The following is an 18,855-nucleotide window of genomic DNA, read 5'->3' as shown; positions in this document are numbered from 1 at the left end:
GGGCCACACACTCGCGGTAGAACTCCAGCAGGTTGCTGGTCAGTATCGGATTGCCGCTCTTCACGGCGAGTCGCTCGGCCAACACCCGGTGGCCGAACAGGGTGCCGTTCTTGCGGAAGCGCACATCGTCGGGAAGCGAGAACACGGTCTCGAAAGCGCCGGTCAGCCAGTCACCGACCTTGCTCATCGCGTGCGCAAAGGCACCCAGCCCGATCGGCACGTTGGCCACCGCACGCGGGGGCTCGTTGCCCGTGCGATCGACGATCGTCACCGTCACCTTCGGCACCAGAAGAAGCGCCTGGAAGATGGCCAGGAAGAACAGCCACTTCCACATCCCGTCGAGTCGTTCGCGTCCGCTCAGGGTGGCGATGACGACGACGATCACGCCGACGATCGCCATGGTGCGCAGCAGGCCGAGGTAGTCACCGCTACCCATGATCGCCGCGACGGCATTGAACATCGCCTCCAACTCGGCGACGTTCCAGTAGGCATAGACCTCGTACATTTCGCTTTCCCCTACCGCTTGTACCCGTCGTGACTAGCGGTTGAAGACCATCATCGACTGGAAAATGTTGGTCGGCATCCCGGCATTCAGGCTTTGATGCAGGAGTTGCAGCGAACGGCTCAGTTCGACGACCTGCATGCCTTTCTGGTATTCGGCACGCAGCATGTCGCGCGCCTCCTGTTCGATCTCATTGAGCCGGACCAGGATCTTCTCGGCCGCCGCGACGGCATCGGGGCCGCTCTTGCCGGTTTCGTTCTGCAGCGCGTTGCGCAGCGTCTTCGAAAGGTTCGTGAAGTAGGCGTAGGCCACATCGACGGCGATGAGCTGCGCATAGTCCTCGGTGATCCGGTCACCCCCTGGGATGCTGCTCGACACCGCGAGCATCTTCCAGACCGGCAGCGAAGAGGTGCCGATCAGGGCGGTATCCAGGTTCGACTGACCGGACGCATCGCGGTTGACGATTTTGTCGCGCATGGCAGCGATCCGGGTCCTGACCTGCCGGGAGAAAGGCGTCACGGTGAAAGCGTGCTCCGAGAAGGTGGGGCTCATGCACTCGGCAGCGTCGACACCGCATTTGAGGCCCGGCAGGGTCACCGTCGCTGACCCGCCGTCACCGACAAACTGCCGGAAGGTGAGCTTGCCGCCGGGCAGATAGGTCCAGCGGGCTTTCTCGTCACCGTTCTCGCCGGGTGGTGTGACCATGATCGTGCCGGTCAGGCTCATCAACAGTTCTTTCGTTTCGTCGGTGACGCCGGAGACGCGCGACAGCGATCGCCACACGACGTTGCCCGGTTCAAAGAGCTCGCGATAGCCCGCTGACGCGTTCCTGGCTGCCGTCCGGATGTTCCTGGCCGTGACCCGGCTCTTCTTCCACTCGTCCCAGGACTCGAAGACATCGCCGAACAGGTTCAGGCTCGCCCCGGCGGTCTTGCCTTCCTTCTCCTGGGTGCGGTCGGTCAGCAGGCTCCCGGCGGCGGTGACGATTCCTTCGGCGGCCTGGCAGGAATTGATGTTGAGGTTGTTCATCTTCGACACCTGGTCCTGCAGGTATTTCAGCAGATCGCAAAGGTCCGGGGACATCGAGCAGAGCGCCATGTTGAACGCCGCGCCGATGGCGTTGTTACCGATGTTTCGCAGCAGCGCGACGAACTGGTCCTTGTTGATGAAGGAAAACGATCCGGCATAAAGGTCGATGCCGCCGCAGCCCGCCCGAAACGATGGCGGCGTGATGCTCGCCAGCGGGTAGTTGCGCACCGGCGTGCGCATGTACAGACTGCCGCCCGTATAGAAATTCATCGTCTGGCCGCGATAGGCGTTGGCTCCGGTCACGTTGCCGTAAGCCCCGATGTCGTTGAACCAGTCCTGCATCGACTGCGAGACATTGGCGCTTGCCTGACCGGTCAGGGCCGCAAGGACGAGTGTGACGACAAGCGTTCGCCGAAAGCCTGGAGTATTCACGATCCGCCTCAATAGAGTTCGCCGGGACGCGTTTGCGTCAGGATGTAGATGCGCTCGACGATCTCCTGCGCCGAGAGGACGCCCGAGCCAATCGGAAGCAACCGGCGATCCTTGACGTTGCCGAGCACCACCAAAGGCACGACGCTGACGCCCAGCGCAGCGGCCATGCCGTTGTCCCGCGAGGGCTGTGGAAATTCGGGTAGCCCGCCGCCATCGAGCGAGATCGGAAACACGGCGATGCCGTACTGCTCGGAGAGCCACTTCAGGGTCGGCGCCAAGCGATGGCAGTACGGGCAATCCGAGCGGAAGAAAAAGAAAATTCCCCACTCGCCGGCCAGCGCGGCCAGCGTCTCGCTTGCCTTGCGCGCGCGCTGGGTATCGCGCACCTGGATGGCGGCGTTGTTGGACGGGTTACGCAACTGGTAATTGAGTTCGGGATTGGCCCAGATGACGCGCCGCCAGACGTCCGAGAAGACGGACGCCCGGTCCATCAGCGCTTCCTGCGCAACGATGTAGCGCTTCAAGTTCTCCGGGGTCGGCTTGATGATGGCCAGCGCCCTCTTCCGCTCGGCGTCTTCTCGCAACGCCTTCAGGGCCGCAACGGCTTCGTCTTCCTCGCTGAGCGCCGTCGCTTCGAGGGCGCTGTCGGCTGGCTCTGCATCGGGTGGAATGTCGCAATACCAGTTGAAGCGATCCTCGTCACAGATCCACATCGACGGGTACTCCAGCCCGCTGTTCGCTGACGCGCTACTGAGCGAGAGGCAGCACACGGCAAGGACCAGGGATCGCATCGATCACTGCGCCGACGGGCTTGCGGGTGCCGTGCCAACGATTTCCGCCACCCGTGCGGACCAGTCCGGAATCGCCGCGACTGGTGAAGCCTTGAGCAAGGCCGCTGAATTGATCAGCGCGCATTGGCACTCCTGCGCGACCTGATCGAGCGCAGCGTCGAGCCGCAGCCCGAAGGCTTTGGCGTCCTCGAAGAGCCTGGCCTGTTCCGTAGCCTCCATCCCCGGCTTGACCCGCTCGACCAGCGATTGCTGCTGCTGAGCAACGAGCGCCCCGATATTGACGCGCGCAAACCGTGGGATCTCCAAAGGTCGAAAGTGCAACCAGGACGCCACGATGCCTGCGCCGAGCAGCAGCGTCAGGGCGCCGGTAAGCAACGCTGTTCTGAAAGGACTCATGACCGCTCCGCCTTACCGTGACGCACGTTCAATGACCAGCCGCTCGACCGCTTCCGAAACCGACAGCCCTTGCTCGCGCAAGCGCTTGATCGCCTGAAAATCCTCGGCGCGTGTGGAATAGACGAGCATCGAGAAGGGATCGAGCAGGAGTCGCCCGAGACCGGAGCCGACCGGCGAATGAATGTAGATTTCAGAAAAATGGCCGTGCTCGGTACTCACCGAGGCCAGTTGGCGCTTCAGCCATTCGTCGAGCACGAGTTTCCCCTCCGTTCCCAGGCGCTCGATGTTTTCTGGTTTCTGACGCAGCAGAAAGAGCCAGTCGGCGTTGTTGATCGCCGCCCGGGTCGCCTCGTTCTTGTAGTAGTCGTCCACGGACTGGGTGATGGTGCCGAAGGCGCCGCCGTACTTGCGGGCGCGGCGATAACCGGCTTCGATGAAACTGCCGCTGGCACCGCTGCCCATCAGATCCCAGCTTTCGTCGATGATCACCAGCTTGCGCCGGGAGCGGTCGCGGTACATCTCCTGGGTGATGCGGTACATGATGAGTTGCATCACCACCGACTGCAGGTCCTTCTTGGCCTTCAGCTCTTCGAGTTCGAGAACCACCAGATCCCGGTCGAAGGCAATGTTGGCGTCCCCCTCGAAGTAGCTCGCATAGACCCCGTGCCGGGTATAGGGCTCCAGCGCCGTCGCCAGGCGACTCAGGTCGCGCTCGTACTCGCCTTCACTCGACAGCCGGCCGGTCTGCAGAAGGGTGTAGATGTCGGTGATCGTCGCGGTTCGGCCCTTGGCATCCCAGACGCGCTTGATCGCCGAGCCGAGCGCGGTGTAGCTGTAGTTGTCCAGCGGTTCCCTTGGGCTCGCCATCTGGGCCAGCAGCGGCAAGACCATTTCCATGTCGGCGTTGATATCGATGATCATCGAGAAGGGATTGAGGCACAGCGTGTTGCGCCGCTCATCGGAAAACTCGATGAACTCGCCGTCAAGCAAGTCACAGAGGTTCTTGTACGATCGCCCGACGTCAATGATCCAGACCTTGGCGCCGGCGCCGAGGTAGCGATAGGTCATCTCGTTCACGAAGACCGACTTGCCGGAACCCGACAGCGCCGCGACCGCGAAATTAAAGTTGCCGCCGGTGTTGTCGAAGAGATCGAAGCCGAGCACCTGGCCACGCCGGCCAAAGAGCGTCATGACCGGCGTCGGCGTGCCTTTCCACTCGGCGATCAGCGGCGACATCATCACTGCGTTGTCGGCGGTCTTAGTGCTGATCCGCCCGAACTGACGCACGTCCGCCTGCAGGGCGGGCGTCAGCGTCATCGGCAAAGCCGCTGCCAGCGCCTGGTGCTGCAGATAGAAATCCTTGGTGAGATCGAAGCCGCGGGCACGCCAGACCGCCCGCACGGCGTGCTCGCAGCGCGCGGCCTCCGTGGCTTTGGCCAACAGGCAGATCTGGTGATACATCCCGACCACCGTGCGACCGCTGTCGAAGGTCTTGAGTACCATGTCCCAGTCGCGCTTGCGCTCCTGCAGATCGGGCTGGAAGTGGGCCATGTAGGAGCCGGCACTCTGCGTCGCGCGCGTCGCTTTGATCTGTGCCTTGCTTCGCGCCGCCTCGTAGTCAAGCGCGACCGCCCCCATGGTGATCAGGAAGGGGCACGGCATCGACAGGGCGAGCTGGTAGGGGTCGCCGATCAGGGTGTTCATGCCGGCGAGGCGAAAGTAGCGCGGGTACTGGCGAACCGAGAAGAGCTGCAGCACGGATTCGTCGCCGCCGGCCTGCCGGAAGCGGATGTCGCTATCGCCGAGCCGCGAGGCGATCTCGTGGTGCGAGAGCTGGTCCCGGAGTGGCTGTGCCTCGTTCCATTCGATCGGCCGCAGGCCCCGACCGGTGAATAGTGACGAATGATCGAAGAAGGGCGCGACAAAGTGCAGTAGCTGCTCGGGTCCCCAGTCGTAGCCCGGCAGGTGCGCCGACTTGAGCGTGGCGTGAACACTTTCCCGGACCCGCAGCGCCTCGTCGACGTCGGCCGGCACCTCGGGGTCGAGCGGCAGGGTGATCGAGATCACCGCCCGAAAATCGCGCAGCAGATAGGTCTGATGCGCAAAAATTGACTGGCCGGTGCCCTGCAGGTAGTGATCGATACGTCGACGCGCGAGCAACCGGAAGATGTTGTTGTGACGGCGATCTTCCCAGCCACCCGAATGATCGACTGTGGCATTGGCACCCGACCGCGGCAGGAGATTCACCTGCGCCTGCAGGACCGGGAGAATGTTCGGGCTCCCGTACAAGGTGACCTGAATGCCGGTCCCCGGCGGACAGGAGACGAAGAGACTGGCCAGCACCTTCTCCATTTCGTCGTTGGCGCCGGTTTGCGGCAAGGCCTCGATGCAAAAACCGATGGCCTGCGATTCGCGTTCTCCGAAGGCCCCCTGGTCCAGCGCAAAGAGTCGCGTCTCCTCCTGCCAGGCGACATACGGCAGGATGCCGGTGAGTCGCGGCATGCGGGAAATCTCGCGCAACAGCCGCCGTGGCAGACGATCGGCGTGCGCCGATCGCTCCGGCAGGAAGGCCTCGCGCAGGGCATCGGACAGGCTCATTCCTTACCCTCCGAGGCGCTTGGCGGCTGCAGTAACTCGCGCCCCCGCAGCGGAAGCGATGGCGGACTTGCCGACCCTGAAGCCTCGCGCTCCATACGGAGAACGGGACGCTCGTCGGGATTCGTGGCCGCGGGAGTGAAGGCGGTTGGCGGCATCACCGGCCGATACGCCTCACTGGCGCTGCGTCGCGTGTGTGCAAGCTGCCAGCGGCCGGGATCGACGACGAAGTAGACGTACGACTGGTCGTGCAGCACTTCCTCGTCGTCCTCCCAGGGCGCCAGCCATATCCGTCGCACTGTCTGGGCGCTGCGGATGGGCTCGCCGGAGCTGGGCACGGGACGCGTGATGGTCGACGGGGGCGTATGGCCAGGGCTCGCGACCTTGGGCGTCGTGACGGTTTCAGGCGGCCGCTCCTGGCCCGGCAGGTTGTTCTGCAACGCGTTGGCGTAGACCCCGGCGAGTGAAGCGCACGCGATCCCGTCCGGCGCTTTGCACGAGAACTTGCCTTGCCCGTCGAGCCCGGACATCGTGCCAGCGCATCCCGCGAGCAATGCCGGGAGAGCGAGCACGAGCATGAATGGACCGAAGACCCCTGCCCGGCTCATGGCTGGATCTCCGCGAGCCATTGCTCGATTCGCTCGCTGCTCGCGGCACCCGGCAGCACGCGCCCGTCGGCGGACAGCAGCGTGGGCGTGCCCTGTATCCCCAGCCGTTGAGCCAGTGAGATGTTGCGATCGACCGGGTGATCGCAGGTACGCTTGTCCGGTGCCTTGCCGCTCTTCATCAGTTCGGCCCAAGCACGCGCACGATCCGGCGCACACCAGACCGACACCGCCTTGTCCTTCGCTTCCGGGTGCAGCCCCTCCAGCGGATAGGCAAAGGTGTACAGGGTGAGGTTGTCGAGTTTCTCGAGTTCGCCTTCGAGCCGCTGGCAGTACGGGCAATCGGGATCGGAGAAGACGGCCAGCAGGCGCTCACCGTTGCCACGAACAGTCTTGATGGCATCGGCGAACGGCAGCTCGGAAAAGGCGACACGTTGCTGTTTCTCCAGGCGCTCGGCCGTCAGGTCGCGCTGTGTCTGCATGTCAAAGAGATGTCCGAAGACGAAGTAGCGCCCGGAGGCGTCGGTATAGGCCACGTTCTGCCCCATCACGACTTCATAGAGGGCGGGAATCTCCGAGTTGTCGACACGCTCGATACGGGTCGCCGGATACATCTGCTTGAGGCGCGCGGTCATGGCCTCGACGTTTTCGTCGGCGTGCGCTATGGAGAGCGTCAGGGAGAGCAGGACCAGTAGGGGTTTGAACGACATGGATCACTCCTTGAAAGGTTCGAGGGGTTTCTTCTGGACTTCGCGGCCGCGCCGCCAGATGTCGGTGTAGCTATCGGAATCGCCGCCCGCGGAGCCGCCGGCGAGAGAAAAGCCTTTGGTAAACACCACCTCGACGGTGCGACCGGCATCGATCTCGATGATCGGGAACATCTTCTCGGCCAGCGTGATGTAGTACTGCGAGAGACGGTCGAGCGCCTTGCCGACGCCGGTTCCCAGACCGGCCTGGACATGTTTCCCCGGATCGACGGACCCGATCGACCCCAGCGGACTCGTCGAGACGGTCATCGCGCTTTGCTGAAAAGCCTGGCCGATACCCGCGCCGATACCGGCGAGCAGGGCATTGGCGAGCACTTGCCCCTGCTTGCTGATCAGACGGCCACGCATGCCGGCCTTGCCGTCTTCACCGACGACGTAGCCCTTGACCGGGACATCGATCGCCTTGCCGTCATGGCGCACACAGGACAGGGATTCGAGTCGGATGTAGGCGCGCTCGGCGCTGATGTCGCCATAGCTGGCACCCAGCGCAAAGCATTCCCTGATCTTGAAGCGGTAGCGGTTCGGCAGGAAGGCGTTGTCCTGGACCCTCATCAGGACCGGGTGCGGGTTGCTTTGCGCCTGACCGCCGGTGGGCGCATCGAGACCACCGAGCAATACCGCCCGGAAGAACGAGCCCGATGGCACGTAGCTGCGGGCGTCTTTCTGGTCGGCCCCCTGCCCGCCCACCGCGGGTGCGCTGACCTTGGCGTCGCTCACTTCAAAGGTGGCGATCCCCGGTGGCCTCGGTAACGCCAGCTGTCCGTCGGGGTTCATCCCTGCACCTGGATTCGGCGGCAGCGGGGGCAGCGGAGGCATTGGTGGCAGGTTGTGGGGCTCGATCACCGGTGGTGGCGGCGAGGGAAGCGGCTGCGGCGGCAGTGCCTGCACAACCGGATTCGAAAGCGGCGGCTGCCGCTCGATCAGGTCGACCTGCTGGCGTAGGCCCTGGATCATCTCCTCCATCTGGCGCATCTGTTCGCTGGACTTGCTCATCCAGATGTCGCGGGGGTCGGCCTGGGCGCCGGGAGCGCTGATCGGCAGGGGGTGCGGGCGCACCGGCGGCGTTCCCTCGGGAAGCGAGGTCGGCTGGTCCCAAAGCGCCACTCCGCCGAAGATGAGCAGCGTGAAGACCGACCCCCCGAGCCCCAGGATCAGAAGCTGCCGCTGTTTCGGGGACAGCCTGGCGATCGTCGAGGCGATCCGGTTGCCGGGTGACTCAGCCATCGCGTCCCTCCAGGACGACCAGGACGTCCGTGCTTTCACCCGGTTCGAGTTCGAGCGAGTCGACCATCACCGCCAGCACGCCCGGTCGATAGAGCTCACGCTCGTCGATCACCATTCGCGACGAAGAGACGTTGGTCAGCTGGTACTTCTCTCCGAACAAGGCGCCGTCCAGCGTCCTTACCAGGATCAGGCGGGCTTCGTTCCAGAGAGGGACGATCTCCAGCGTGTTTCGGGCGGTCATGTCTTCGGGTTCGGCATCGCGCGCCAGCGCCAGAAGCACACGGCGGATCGCGCCGAGGCGCGAGTCGTCGGCCAGAATGGCCTTGCCCTCGCTGCGTGCCTGAGTACGATCGCGGATGACCAGCGTTTCTGCCGGGATGTCGGCGGTGTGAAGCAACAGTTTCCAGTGGCGGCCGGCATCGTCGGCGACGAAGACGCTGAACTGCGGCTCTTCGGTCGTCGGTTTGAGGTAGGCGGCGCCGGTTTCCCGGTCGGCACTGACGACGAACTCGCCTTCGACGCCGTGGATACGGCGAATCTTTCCGCCATCGACGCGGATCAGGTTCGGTTCGTTGCGCGAGACCGTGGCGATCAGCGCATCGTCCGGGCGACCCTCGAGGAGCTGCCCGGCGAAGATCGGCGAGGTGACGCTAGCGAGCAGCAGCGTCAACGCCAAACGGGTCCCGATCGCTGGTTTCCCTGAATTCGGATACATGCAGTCTCCCATTGCGGTAACGGAAGCCGACCAGGTAGGTGGTCTGCTTCTCGGAAGCTTTCTTGTCCCCGACCCAGGTCATCAGGACCCCGGCGAGGGCCACTTTCATGGCGCTCTCGTCGGGCATCACCGATTGCGCAGAAAACTGGGTTGAGGCGTTGTTCTTGCGAATGAAATCGGTACGGGCGCCGAACTCGGCCTGGAGACGGCCGTATTCGCTGGGGGCGGCGTATTTGAGGAAGAGATCCTTCTGGTACTCGGCGACGTGCGGCGTGATGTTGAGCGCCAGCCCCGCGTACCAGTACGCCATCTCCTGCAGGTAATCCCCGGAAACCTTCTCGCCACTGACCCAGAAGCTCTTGTGCACTTCCGGCGGCAGAAGCACGGTTCTTTCCGAGCCGGCGACGCCGAGCAAGGCGCCCGCGTTGGCCAGCAGCGCGAGGACGAGTCCACCGACGGCGATGCGCATGAAAGTGATTTCAGCGCGATGATTGTCCCGCTCGGAGGTGAAGGTTCGAAGGCGCATGGCTCAGCCGAGAAAGAAGCGCAGATGCGACGGCGGGGTCGCCCGCAGGCGGACGACGATCCCGCTCGGCAGCCACCAGTAGAGCGCGTGCAAGGCGAACTTGGGGTGTTTGCCGGTCTTGATCCGGCCGTACTGCCAGGCGAGGAGCGCGCCGCAGACCATCCCGGCCAGCATGGCCCCCGAGATCACGCCCGTCCCCATGATCAGCAGGAAGAGGATGGCCTGATCAAAATCCCACCACAGGAAGCGTTCCTGGGCTTCGAGTGACTTCGGGATGTAACCGATCTCGTCCACGGCGTTCTCCGGATTCAGATCGTGGCGGTCAGGATGCCGGTCGAGATCGTCGGTGCGTATTGCAGGAACACCGCGAACGCGACCCCGGAAAGAATCGGCATCGGGTTGAGCCGCGCCAGCGAGAAGAGCGCGCCCAGGCCGATCGCAGCGATCGCAGCCGCCTTGCCGAAGTAGCCCTGGACCATGCCGGTCAGCCAGGTATAGAGACTTTGAAACTCGGTGCCGGTGGTTCCCGCCAACGCACCGGTGGCGGCGGTCAGCAAGACGAGCGCCAGGGCGCCCTTGATCCAGTTACGACGGCTATCCATGACGGTTCCCTTTGAGATCGACACAAGACTTGATGAGCCATCCGAGGCCGAGGCCGAGGGCGATGCCGCCCAGATGGGCGTCGAACCCGCCTTCGATCGGCGAGCCCGGGGCGAGGATGCCGATGGCGATGAAGCCGCCGGAAATGACCACGTCGCGGATGAAACTGTGGGTATGCGGTAATCTCACGTCGCTATGCTCCTTTGCGGTTGTTGCTGCGGTTGTTGTCACTGAGCCCGTCATGCGGGCCGGCGAGACGTACCTCGACACGGCGGTTGCTTCGGCGCGCCGCTTCGGTGGGTGCCGGATCGAAGTAGCAGCACAGGCCCTCAGCACGAACCACGATCTCGGCCTCGACGCCCCTGTCGAGGAGCCATGAGCGGACGGACTCGGCACGCCGTCTGGCGAGCCGGTCGTTGTAGGCTTTGCCGCCGATATCGTCGGTTCGGCCGTACAGCTCGATGCGCTGGTAGTTCGCTGCGATGGCTGCCAGGCGCACCAACGCCCGTTGTCCATCGGCGGTGGGAGTGTCCTGGCCGTACTCGAAGAGAATGGTGGCGGTCGCCGGCTCGGCAGCGGTGGCGACTGGAGAATCAGAAGCGAGCGGTGTGGTGGTCGCCTGGACACCAGGAACGGTACGCGCTGGATCACTCTCGGCAACGGGAAGTGCGACGACCGCCAGCGTCTTGCGTGTGGGCATCGGGCAGGCGGTGCCGCGGCAGGTTTTGAACTGGCGTTCGATCCAGGCAATCCTGTCGCTCGCCATCGGTTTGGGATTCCCTTCGGGCAGCGCTCGAGGAAGCGCTGGAGACAGGCTCCCGCACCCGACCAGCAGCGAGGTCGTGAAGAGCAGAATGGCGACACGGTTCAGGAGCGCCATGGCTTGACCCGCGAGGCGACCTTGCCGGCATAGGCCGCGCGTTTGTCGGGAGAGACGGCGTTGTAGGCCCCTACTGCTTCCCAGCCATAGCCAAAGCGGCGGATGTTCTGCGCGAGAATCCAGGCGCCGATGTACGTACTGGTGCAGGCATCAAAAAGCTGATCGCGGCCGATGCCATACGACCCCAGCTTGCGCAGCCAACGGCTGTTGATCTGCATGTGCCCGAGGTCCTCGGAGCCATCGCGGTTGAGATGGCGTGCGGCGGGGTTGGAGTTGGACTCGACTGCGGAGATTGCTTTGAGCAGGGATGGCGGAATGCCATAGCGGCGACCGGCTTCTTCGAAGCAGGCGGCCTGCGCGGAAAAGGCCGCGGGCAGCAGGAGGATGGTCAGGAAGGCGCGAGTCATGGCTGCCATGGTAGGAAGCCAGACGCTTTCTGCGTCGCTGAAATGTGACCGTTAAGGGCGCATTTCGGTTAACGGAGGATTAGTGTTGGGGGCTGCGCGGCGATTAGGCATTTGGCGACGGTGCTTGGCCAGGGGAAAACTTGTTGCGTTCTCGTGCAGATGGGTCGCGAGCAACCCTCTGAAGGCAACATAAGGGCATATCCCCATCAAGCCAGGCATTGAACCGAATGGGGTAAGCTGAAAAAGCATGAAGTAGAACTTGCCCGATTGCGGAAGGATCTGGCGGAGGTGAAGCTGGAGCGTGACCTATTAGAAAACAGCATATAAAACAAGGTCGCATGCCGGACCTTGGCGGCAGAACAGCACCGTCAGCCCGGCTCGACTTCAGCTCAGGCGGCCGGAAGAAGCCAGGCTGCGGATCGACGGCGGCGCCCAGCGGCAACGGAAAGAATGCCCAGCCCCGCCGCCATCAGCGTCCAGGTTGATGGTTCCGGCACAGGGTTCTTCAGCGCAAACGAAGTGATGACGTGGGCGTTGGTCAGCCCGCCCGTCGCTGCCGTCCAGCCGACGAAGCTGCTGTCACCGAGCCAGCTCCGCAGGTCGATCGTATCCACCAGTAGCGGCAATGCCGGTCGCGTGTTCGAGTCGTTCAGGTAGACGGAGATCTCCGTCGTTGGGGCGTCATACAGTACCCAGGCGAAGAGTTCATCGCCGCTGTTGAGGTCCCATGGAGATGGCGCCGCGTGGCGCAGTTGATAGGTCGTGTTGTCGAGGGTCGCGACATGATTGTTGTCAAGATCCCCGTAATCGCTGTTGCGGAACGTGTCGAACGCGATCGCATAGGCCTCGCCTGACCGGAGCGGGCGCCCGTCGCCGCCGCGTACGGGATAGAACCCGAGATTCCCGCCGGCCAAGGCCACGTACGACGCATCGATGTTCTGGAAGGCGAGCGTGAAACCATCCGCGCCGCTCGTGCCGCCCAGAATTCTGAACGAGAACGCCACTGCGAAACTGTTGCCGGCAAGCGACAGGGGTGTGGTCATGAATGCGCTGCCCCGGTCGAAGTTCATATCCGAGCGCGTGAGCTGGATGAAGCTCTCTCCGTATGCGGCCACATCGTTGAGCTGGAAGTCCTGGCCGAATATCGGCACGGCCTGTGCCGGCAGTGCGCTGCACAGTCCAGCCAGTGCCAGGGCACTTGGGGAAATCGTACGGATAGTCATGATCATCTCCTTGCGTCAGAACGTGATCTCGCCAGCGGCGAGTTTCAGGTGAACCCAGATGTAGAGCGAAGCGCCCGCCAGCAGAACTGCTGCGGGCAGCGCCACACCTAGCCACAGGGGGCGGCTACCCTCAGGCAAGGCATCGGGAGCCACTGCATCGGGCGAGGAATGAAAGCGCGCGACCAGCACGCCGACGATCATCCCCAGCGGCCAACCGAAAAACGCGCCGGCGGTCGCTGTGCCCAGTGCCATGATGAAGAAATTGGCCTTGGGAAACACGTTGAGCGCGATGACCAGCGGTACCGCCGGCGCCCACGGCCATTTCCTCGTCAGAAACAGTGACGCAATGGTGCCCAGCCACAGCCAGCCGGCATTGGGATTGACGTAGAACAGAGTCGCCGTCGTGTCCAGGGCCTTTACCGCTATCCCCGCAAGCGCGCCACGCGACGCATAGTGGAGACCCAGCGTCCACATCGGACGGTAAAGCCGGCGGAGACTCGCGTTCCCGCGCGCGAACTCCTCGACGGTAGTCCATTTGGGTGACGTCTCATCGCCCGACGTTGTAACGACAATGCGCCGGACGGAATCCATGCGACGAATCTCGCCTGCCAGGATCGCCGCACGCAGCGCCTCCTCGTCGCCGAAACGGATCGGAGATCCACTCCCTGCACGCAAGACTTCAATCGCCCCGGGTACGGCGGCGTGCTCCGTGAATTCAGGTATCGTCGCCGATTCGGCTGCGGACTCGCGGACAGCCGTGGTCGAGGTACTCGGTTGGACGGTCATGGTCTTCTCCCAAGGGGTTATATGGCTTCCCGGCGACTGACCGGGGATGCGATCAGGTTTTCGCCGACCTTGCAGGACGTTTAGCAGGAAGCATGCCTGCTCACTGTGCGCTCCCGCTGTCAACGGCAAAAGCCCGTGGTAGCAGGGCGGGAAGGCAACTAGGCTAGATGGCAGGCGCGGATCGCGGAGCCGATGGGCATCCAGAATCCGGAGTGGCGTCGCAAAAGACTGGAAAGTTCTCGGCCCTGCAGAGGGATTCCGAAAGCCTCCGGATCAGCGCCGCTCAAGGGTGGCATCGGCGGTCGTCCGTTACGGTCCGCGTCTTGCGGGAGCCGTTGAGCAGGGTCAGCATTCTCGATGGCAAACGGCCTGTTTTTGATCACGTACGTTGATGTGGAGGGGTGATTTGCCATCATCAAACTTGACCAAAAAACTGTGCGCGAAATCAGTGAGATACGATACGTCGCCAGGCACGAGTTGTGCTTGTTGCATGGTGCGCGTGCGGCACACAACGAGCCATTCGGCATGGCGACAAAACACCCGGAACGTAGGCAGGGTCAAGGCTGCGGGCGAAGCCCGCACCCGAAGGGCTTGGCCTTGATGCTGCCGGAGTGGAGGGTAGCCTTGGCGCGATGTTGAAGGGAGAGTGGCAAGAACGCCACCGACAACCATCAAAGAACGTGATCATCGGAACATCAAATCGGGTGACCACACTCACCGTTTTGGCGACCTGGGGCCTCGTATTGGCCGGGGCCGCGGCCTCTCGCAGGGAAAACCGCAGGTGGTCCAACCGACAAGTGCGGCCGCCACAGGTACCGATCCGTAAGCGGATGCGACGTCGGACGACTAGGCTAGCGGCCTGACCTCCCGCGTCGCCCGCTCACCGAATCTCCGGTCCCGCCTCGCCGAAATGGGCGAGAAACAGGCGGTGGATCTCTTCGATGCTCGCGAGCGCGCCGCGGTCGAAACTGGTGTCGCGGCGTTGGCGGTCGAGCCACTGCTCTACTTCGACCAGGCCCCAGGCGGTCGGCGAGAGCGCGGTCTCGCGAGCGGCCAGCAAGGTTCGGTACTCCGTCCATCGCGCTTGCTGGCCCCCCGCTGCAAGCGCGGCGAGCGCACCGAGCCAGGCACAGATCACGCGATTGTGCGGTACTTTCAAACGCGTCCATAGCGTGCCTGCCAAATCGAAGGCAGCCTGTGCCTGCCCGTCGCACAGGTCGGCCTCGACCAGGTTGAGGGCCCCCTGTTAGTTCTCCAGTTTAAGTTCGTTCCACCGGCGATAATCCTCGCGCCCTAGTGCGATGAGCCGGGCGGCCTCGGTGAGATCCTGCACGCCGGCTGCCAACTGCATGTGGCATGCTGCGCGCGCTAGCCAAGCAGCGGCGTTGGCACCATCGAGCTCGATGGCCCGTGTGCATAGGGGGATCGCCTCGGCGAGCTTCCCCCGCGCCCTGAGCGCGGCAACCTTGCTCATATATCTACGGGCCAAGTCGCTGGCGAGATCGGGGCGGGTGTTCCCCAACGGTTCGTAGAGATCGATGACGCGATCATAGGCCGCGAGAGACTCGTCTGGCCTGCCAAGGTCTGCGAGCGCGTGGCCCTTGTACGTCCACGCGCAGGCCAGGTCGTCGGCCAGTTCGGGGCGGGTGTTCACCAGCGGCTCGTAGAGGCCGATAGCACGATCGAAGGCCGCGAGTGCCTCGGCGAACCGGCCCAGGCGTGCGAGCGCGACGCCCTTGCCCACCCAGGCCGCGGCCAGGTCGTTGGCCAGTTCGGGGCGGGAGCTCAGCAGCGGAGCGAGGAAGCCGATGGCACGATCGAAGGCCGCGAGGACCTCCTCGTCAAGCCGGCCCAGACCTGCGAGCGCGACGCCCTTGCCTATCCAGGCCGCGGCCAGGTCGTTGGCCAGTTCGGGGCGGGTGTTCATCAGCAGCTCGTAGAGGGCGATGGCGCGATCATGGGCCGCGAGGGCCTCGGCATGCCGGTCTTGGCTTGCGAACGCGAGGCCCTTGGCCGCCCAGGCATGGGCCAGGTCATTGGCCAGTTCGGGGCGGGTGTTCATCAGCGGCTCGTAGAGGCCGATAGCACGATCGAAGGCCGCGAGTGCCTCGGCGAACCGGCCCAGGCGTGCGAGCGCGACGCCCTTGCCCACCCAGGCCGCGGCCAGGTCGTTGGCCAGTTCGGGGCGGGTGTTCATCAGCAGCTCGTAGAGGGCGATGGCGCGATCATGGGCCGCGAGGGCCTCGGCATGCCGGTCTTGGCTTGCGAACGCGAGGCCCTTGGCCGCCCAGGCACGGGCCAGGTCATTGGCCAGTTCGGGGCGGGTGTTCATCAGCGGCTCGTAGAGGCCGATAGCGCGATCGTAGGCCGCGAGTGCCTCGGGGAGCCGGCCTAGGTCTCCGAGCGCGACGCCCTTGTTCGTCCAGGCGCCGGCCAGGTCACTGGCCAGTTCGGGGCGGGTGTTCATCAGCAGCTCGTAGAGGGCGATGGCGCGATCATGGGCCGCGAGGGCCTCGGCATGCCGGTCTTGGCTTGCGAACGCGAGGCCCTTGGCCGCCCAGGTACGGGCCAGGTCATTGGCCAGTTCGGGGCGGGTGTTCATCAGCGGCTCGTAGAGGCCGATAGCACGATCGAAGGCCGCGAGTGCCTCGGCGAACCGGCCCAGGCCTACGAGCGCGTTGCCCTTGTTCATCCAGGCAGTGGCCAGGTCGTTAGCCAGTTCGGGGCGGGTGTTCATCAGCGGAGTGAGGAAGCCGATGGCGCGATCGTAGGCCGCGAGTGCCTCGGGGAGCCGGCCTAGGTCTCCGAGCGCGACGCCCTTGTTCGTCCAGGCGCCGGCCAGGTCACTGGCCAGTTCGGGGCGGGTGTTCATCAGAGGCTCGTAGAGGCCGATGGCGCGATCGTGGGCCGCAAGGGCGTCGGCGAACTGGCCCAGGAATTGGAGCGCGTTGCCCTTGCCCATCCAGGCTGCGGCCAGGTCGTTAGCCAGTTCACGGCGGGTGTCGACCAGCGGCTCGTAGAGGCCGATGGCGCGATCGAAGGCCGTGAGAGCCTCGGCGAGCCGGCCCAGCCTGATGAGTGTGTTGCCCTTGTTCATCCAGGCCGCAGCCAGGTCGTTAGCCAGTTCACGGCGGGTGTCGACCAGCGGTTCGTAGAGGCCGATGGCGCGATCGTGGGCCGCAAGGGCCTCGGCGAACCGACCCAGGCCTACGAGCGCGTTGCCCTTATTCATCCAGGCGCCGGCCAGGTCACTGGCCAGTTCGGGGCGGGTGTTCATCAGAGGCTCGTAGAGGCCGATAGCACGATCGTGGGCCGCGAGGGCCTCGGCGAGCCGGCCCAGATCCGCGAGCGCGCTACCCTTGTTCACCCAGGCGCCGGCCAGGTAGTTGGCCAGTTCGGGGCGGGTGTTCACCAGCGGCGCGACGAAGTCGATGGCGCGATCGTAGGCCGCGAGTGCCTCGGGGAGCCGGCCTAGGTCTCCGAGCGCGACGCCCTTGTTCATCCAGGCGCCTGCCAGGTCACTGGCCAGTTCGGGGCGGGTGTTCATCAGAGGCTCGTAGAGGCCGATAGCACGATCGTGGGCCGCGAGGGCCTCGGCGAGCCGGCCCAGCATTTCGAGCGCGAGGCCCTTGTTCGTCCATGCGGCGGCCAGTTCGGGACGGGTGTCCACCAGTGGATCGAGCAGCTCGATCGCCCGGTTGTAATGAGCCAGTTGACCGGGCGTGTCATCCAACTGTTCGTGGATCAGCGCTTTGTTCAGTAGCGTCAAGGCAAGCTCGCGCTCCAGGTCTTGGCGCGGACCGGTGCCGACGTCTAATTGCTGGACCGGCGAGGTGAGGAGGCGCCGCGCTTCCTCATAGGCGGCGAGATCAGCCACCGCCTGTGCCCGCCGTCCCAGTCCATCGCGCGGCAGCAACAGCTTCTGCGTTGCTTCGGGTCCGACCAGCGAGACGAGCAACTCACGCGTATCCGCCCACTGACCACCAAACCTGCTGCGCCGGTCGTGGGATTCGAGCGTGCGCCCGGCGACGTCGAGGAAGCGAGGCTCGTCGCGCCCATGCGGTTGGCCAGTCTGTTCCAGGTACGCCCGCAGTTCTTCGGCGATCTTCCCCGCGCTTTCGGGGCGGTCGGTGGGTTTGGTCGCGAAGCAGCGGCGCAACAGCGCGGCCACGGGCTCGGGGATCGGCGGCAACCAAAGCTGCGGGTCGGACGCCACCGCCGTCGCCAGATTCTTCTTCACTTGGTCTGGATCGGGACCGTCCGGCACCGCCCCCCAGAACATTTGCAGCACGATGACAGCCCAGCTCCACAGGTCGGTCGGAAACTCGAGCGGCAATCTCTTGTGTTGCTCGGGTGATCGGTAGTAAAGGGTTCCCTCTGGGTACCCGAACGTCCCACCGGCGCTGGTCGCGCCGGTGAGGCCGAAATCACCGACCTTGACCAGCCCGCCTTTGGTCAACAGGACATTGGCCGGCTTGAGATCGGCATGGGTCACTTTCCAGGAGTGCAAGGCTTGCAGGCCCCAGGCGATCTGGATGGCGATGTCGAGAATCGAGGCCAGGGAGGTCGGCTCCTTGCGCTTCTCCCAGGCTTCCTCGCGCCCGCGCATCCAGTCGTTGAGCGAGCCGCCGTCGATGTAGTCGGCGAACAGATACAAGGCGTCGTCTTCCAGTCGCGGAAAACGAAAGGTGACGAGGTTCGGGTGCTCGGGCAGATCGATCCAGGTCTGCATCTCGCGCAGGAACAAGCGCCGGAAAAAGTTGGCGGGCACGTCGCTCTTGGGCTGCATCCCGCCTGGCTCCGGCTGCCGGTGGTCGGCGAGGAGCAAACGCTTGACGGCGTACTCGCGCAGTTCGGGAACCCTGATGCTGAGCTTGTAGACCTGTCCGAAGGTGCCTACGCCAAGGGGCTCGTCGACGGCATAGCCGTCGAGGACTTCCTCCTTTGGTTTCCATATTCCGGGACCGGCGGCCCCCCTCACACCGAGTTGCGGATCGCTGGCAAAGGGCGGAACTGGCGTGCCTGAGGGATGCGAATAGACTTGAGTCATGCGGATTCCTCCTGCGCGAGAATCATCGGCAGCCGGGGAGCCGCCTTCCGGATCGATGCACATAGGATTGATATGGGTATTATGGGCACCAGAAATTCAGGCGGCAAGCCGACCTTGTCCCTGCGAGGCGCCGCAGCAGGAGACGGTGCTCCGGCGATGGCAACGCACTCTCGCCGAGGCAGCAGCGTGCCAGGATCACCGCTGACAGCCAAGCAACGTGATTTGGCAACGAGCCATCAGTTTGCAAAAGCATAGACGGAAGGTGTGCGGCCATCCGGGACGCCGCGATTCCAGCCACTGAAGGCGGCTGGTCGGAATTTCGATCCG

The 18,855-nt window shown here is 64.3% G+C and carries 19 protein-coding genes; all 19 read right to left on the bottom strand.

Annotated elements, in window-relative coordinates; genetic code table 11:
* A partial coding sequence (locus QZ613_RS16630) for a conjugal transfer protein TraG N-terminal domain-containing protein (protein WP_291983305.1) occupies positions 1-505 on the bottom strand: 505 nt, incomplete at its 3' end.
* Positions 506-538: 33 nt separating this feature from the next.
* Positions 539-1,963, bottom strand: coding sequence for a conjugal transfer protein TraH (locus tag QZ613_RS16625; RefSeq protein WP_291983304.1), 1,425 nt, complete (start codon positions 1,961-1,963; stop codon positions 539-541).
* A gap of 8 nt (positions 1,964-1,971) precedes the next feature.
* A complete protein-coding gene (locus QZ613_RS16620; protein WP_291983303.1) occupies positions 1,972-2,754 on the bottom strand; it encodes a conjugal transfer protein TraF in 783 nt (260 codons plus the stop codon).
* A 3-nt stretch (positions 2,755-2,757) separates the two neighbouring features.
* Positions 2,758-3,150, bottom strand: coding sequence for a hypothetical protein (locus QZ613_RS16615; RefSeq protein ID WP_291983302.1), 393 nt, complete (start codon positions 3,148-3,150; stop codon positions 2,758-2,760).
* A gap of 12 nt (positions 3,151-3,162) precedes the next feature.
* Complete coding sequence (traC, locus tag QZ613_RS16610; protein ID WP_291983301.1) at positions 3,163-5,748, bottom strand: type IV secretion system protein TraC; 2,586 nt, start codon at positions 5,746-5,748, stop codon at positions 3,163-3,165.
* Positions 5,745-6,353 (bottom strand): type IV conjugative transfer system lipoprotein TraV, encoded by a 609-nt coding sequence (traV, locus tag QZ613_RS16605; protein WP_291983300.1) that lies wholly within the window; start codon positions 6,351-6,353, stop codon positions 5,745-5,747. The genes traC and traV overlap by 4 nt, the downstream gene beginning before the upstream one ends.
* Complete coding sequence (locus QZ613_RS16600; protein WP_291983299.1) at positions 6,350-7,060, bottom strand: DsbC family protein; 711 nt, start codon at positions 7,058-7,060, stop codon at positions 6,350-6,352. Before QZ613_RS16600 ends, traV begins: the two co-directional genes overlap by 4 nt.
* A 3-nt stretch (positions 7,061-7,063) precedes the next feature.
* Positions 7,064-8,341 (bottom strand): TraB/VirB10 family protein, encoded by a 1,278-nt coding sequence (locus QZ613_RS16595; protein ID WP_291983297.1) that lies wholly within the window; start codon positions 8,339-8,341, stop codon positions 7,064-7,066.
* Entirely contained in the window at positions 8,334-9,056 is a 723-nt protein-coding gene (locus QZ613_RS16590) for a type-F conjugative transfer system secretin TraK (protein ID WP_291983295.1), read from the bottom strand. The genes QZ613_RS16595 and QZ613_RS16590 overlap by 8 nt, the downstream gene beginning before the upstream one ends.
* Positions 8,992-9,582 carry a type IV conjugative transfer system protein TraE gene (traE, locus tag QZ613_RS16585; protein ID WP_291983293.1) on the bottom strand — a complete coding sequence of 197 codons (591 nt, stop codon included), beginning with the start codon at positions 9,580-9,582 and terminating at the stop codon, positions 8,992-8,994. The genes QZ613_RS16590 and traE overlap by 65 nt, the downstream gene beginning before the upstream one ends.
* 3 nt (positions 9,583-9,585) lie before the next feature.
* Positions 9,586-9,876, bottom strand: coding sequence for a type IV conjugative transfer system protein TraL (gene traL / locus QZ613_RS16580; RefSeq protein WP_043564723.1), 291 nt, complete (start codon positions 9,874-9,876; stop codon positions 9,586-9,588).
* Positions 9,877-9,890: 14 nt separating this feature from the next.
* The gene (gene traA / locus QZ613_RS16575) at positions 9,891-10,184 is read right to left on the bottom strand and encodes a TraA family conjugative transfer protein (protein WP_291983290.1); all 294 of its coding nucleotides are present in this window, start codon (positions 10,182-10,184) and stop codon (positions 9,891-9,893) included.
* Entirely contained in the window at positions 10,177-10,371 is a 195-nt protein-coding gene (locus tag QZ613_RS16570; protein ID WP_291983288.1) for a hypothetical protein, read from the bottom strand. The genes traA and QZ613_RS16570 overlap by 8 nt, the downstream gene beginning before the upstream one ends.
* A gap of 4 nt (positions 10,372-10,375) precedes the next feature.
* Positions 10,376-11,062 (bottom strand): OmpA family protein, encoded by a 687-nt coding sequence (locus QZ613_RS16565; protein ID WP_291983286.1) that lies wholly within the window; start codon positions 11,060-11,062, stop codon positions 10,376-10,378.
* The gene (locus tag QZ613_RS16560) at positions 11,050-11,478 is read right to left on the bottom strand and encodes a lytic transglycosylase domain-containing protein (RefSeq protein ID WP_291983284.1); all 429 of its coding nucleotides are present in this window, start codon (positions 11,476-11,478) and stop codon (positions 11,050-11,052) included. The genes QZ613_RS16565 and QZ613_RS16560 overlap by 13 nt, the downstream gene beginning before the upstream one ends.
* Positions 11,479-11,858: 380 nt before the next feature.
* Positions 11,859-12,692: an L-type lectin-domain containing protein gene (locus tag QZ613_RS16555; protein WP_291983282.1), complete on the bottom strand. Its 834-nt coding sequence runs from the start codon at positions 12,690-12,692 to the stop codon at positions 11,859-11,861.
* Between the two features lie 15 nt (positions 12,693-12,707).
* Complete coding sequence (locus QZ613_RS16550; protein ID WP_291983281.1) at positions 12,708-13,478, bottom strand: hypothetical protein; 771 nt, start codon at positions 13,476-13,478, stop codon at positions 12,708-12,710.
* Between the two features lie 880 nt (positions 13,479-14,358).
* The gene (locus tag QZ613_RS16545) at positions 14,359-14,538 is read right to left on the bottom strand and encodes a hypothetical protein (RefSeq protein WP_291983279.1); all 180 of its coding nucleotides are present in this window, start codon (positions 14,536-14,538) and stop codon (positions 14,359-14,361) included.
* Between the two features lie 186 nt (positions 14,539-14,724).
* Positions 14,725-18,528 (bottom strand): serine/threonine-protein kinase, encoded by a 3,804-nt coding sequence (locus QZ613_RS16540; RefSeq protein ID WP_291983277.1) that lies wholly within the window; start codon positions 18,526-18,528, stop codon positions 14,725-14,727.
* Positions 18,529-18,855 lie beyond the last annotated feature (327 nt).

It is taken from the genome of Candidatus Accumulibacter sp. ACC005, from assembly GCF_907163215.1.
GTDB classification, from domain to species: domain Bacteria; phylum Pseudomonadota; class Gammaproteobacteria; order Burkholderiales; family Rhodocyclaceae; genus Accumulibacter; species Accumulibacter regalis.
This window is presented reverse-complemented; position numbering and strand designations above follow the sequence as displayed.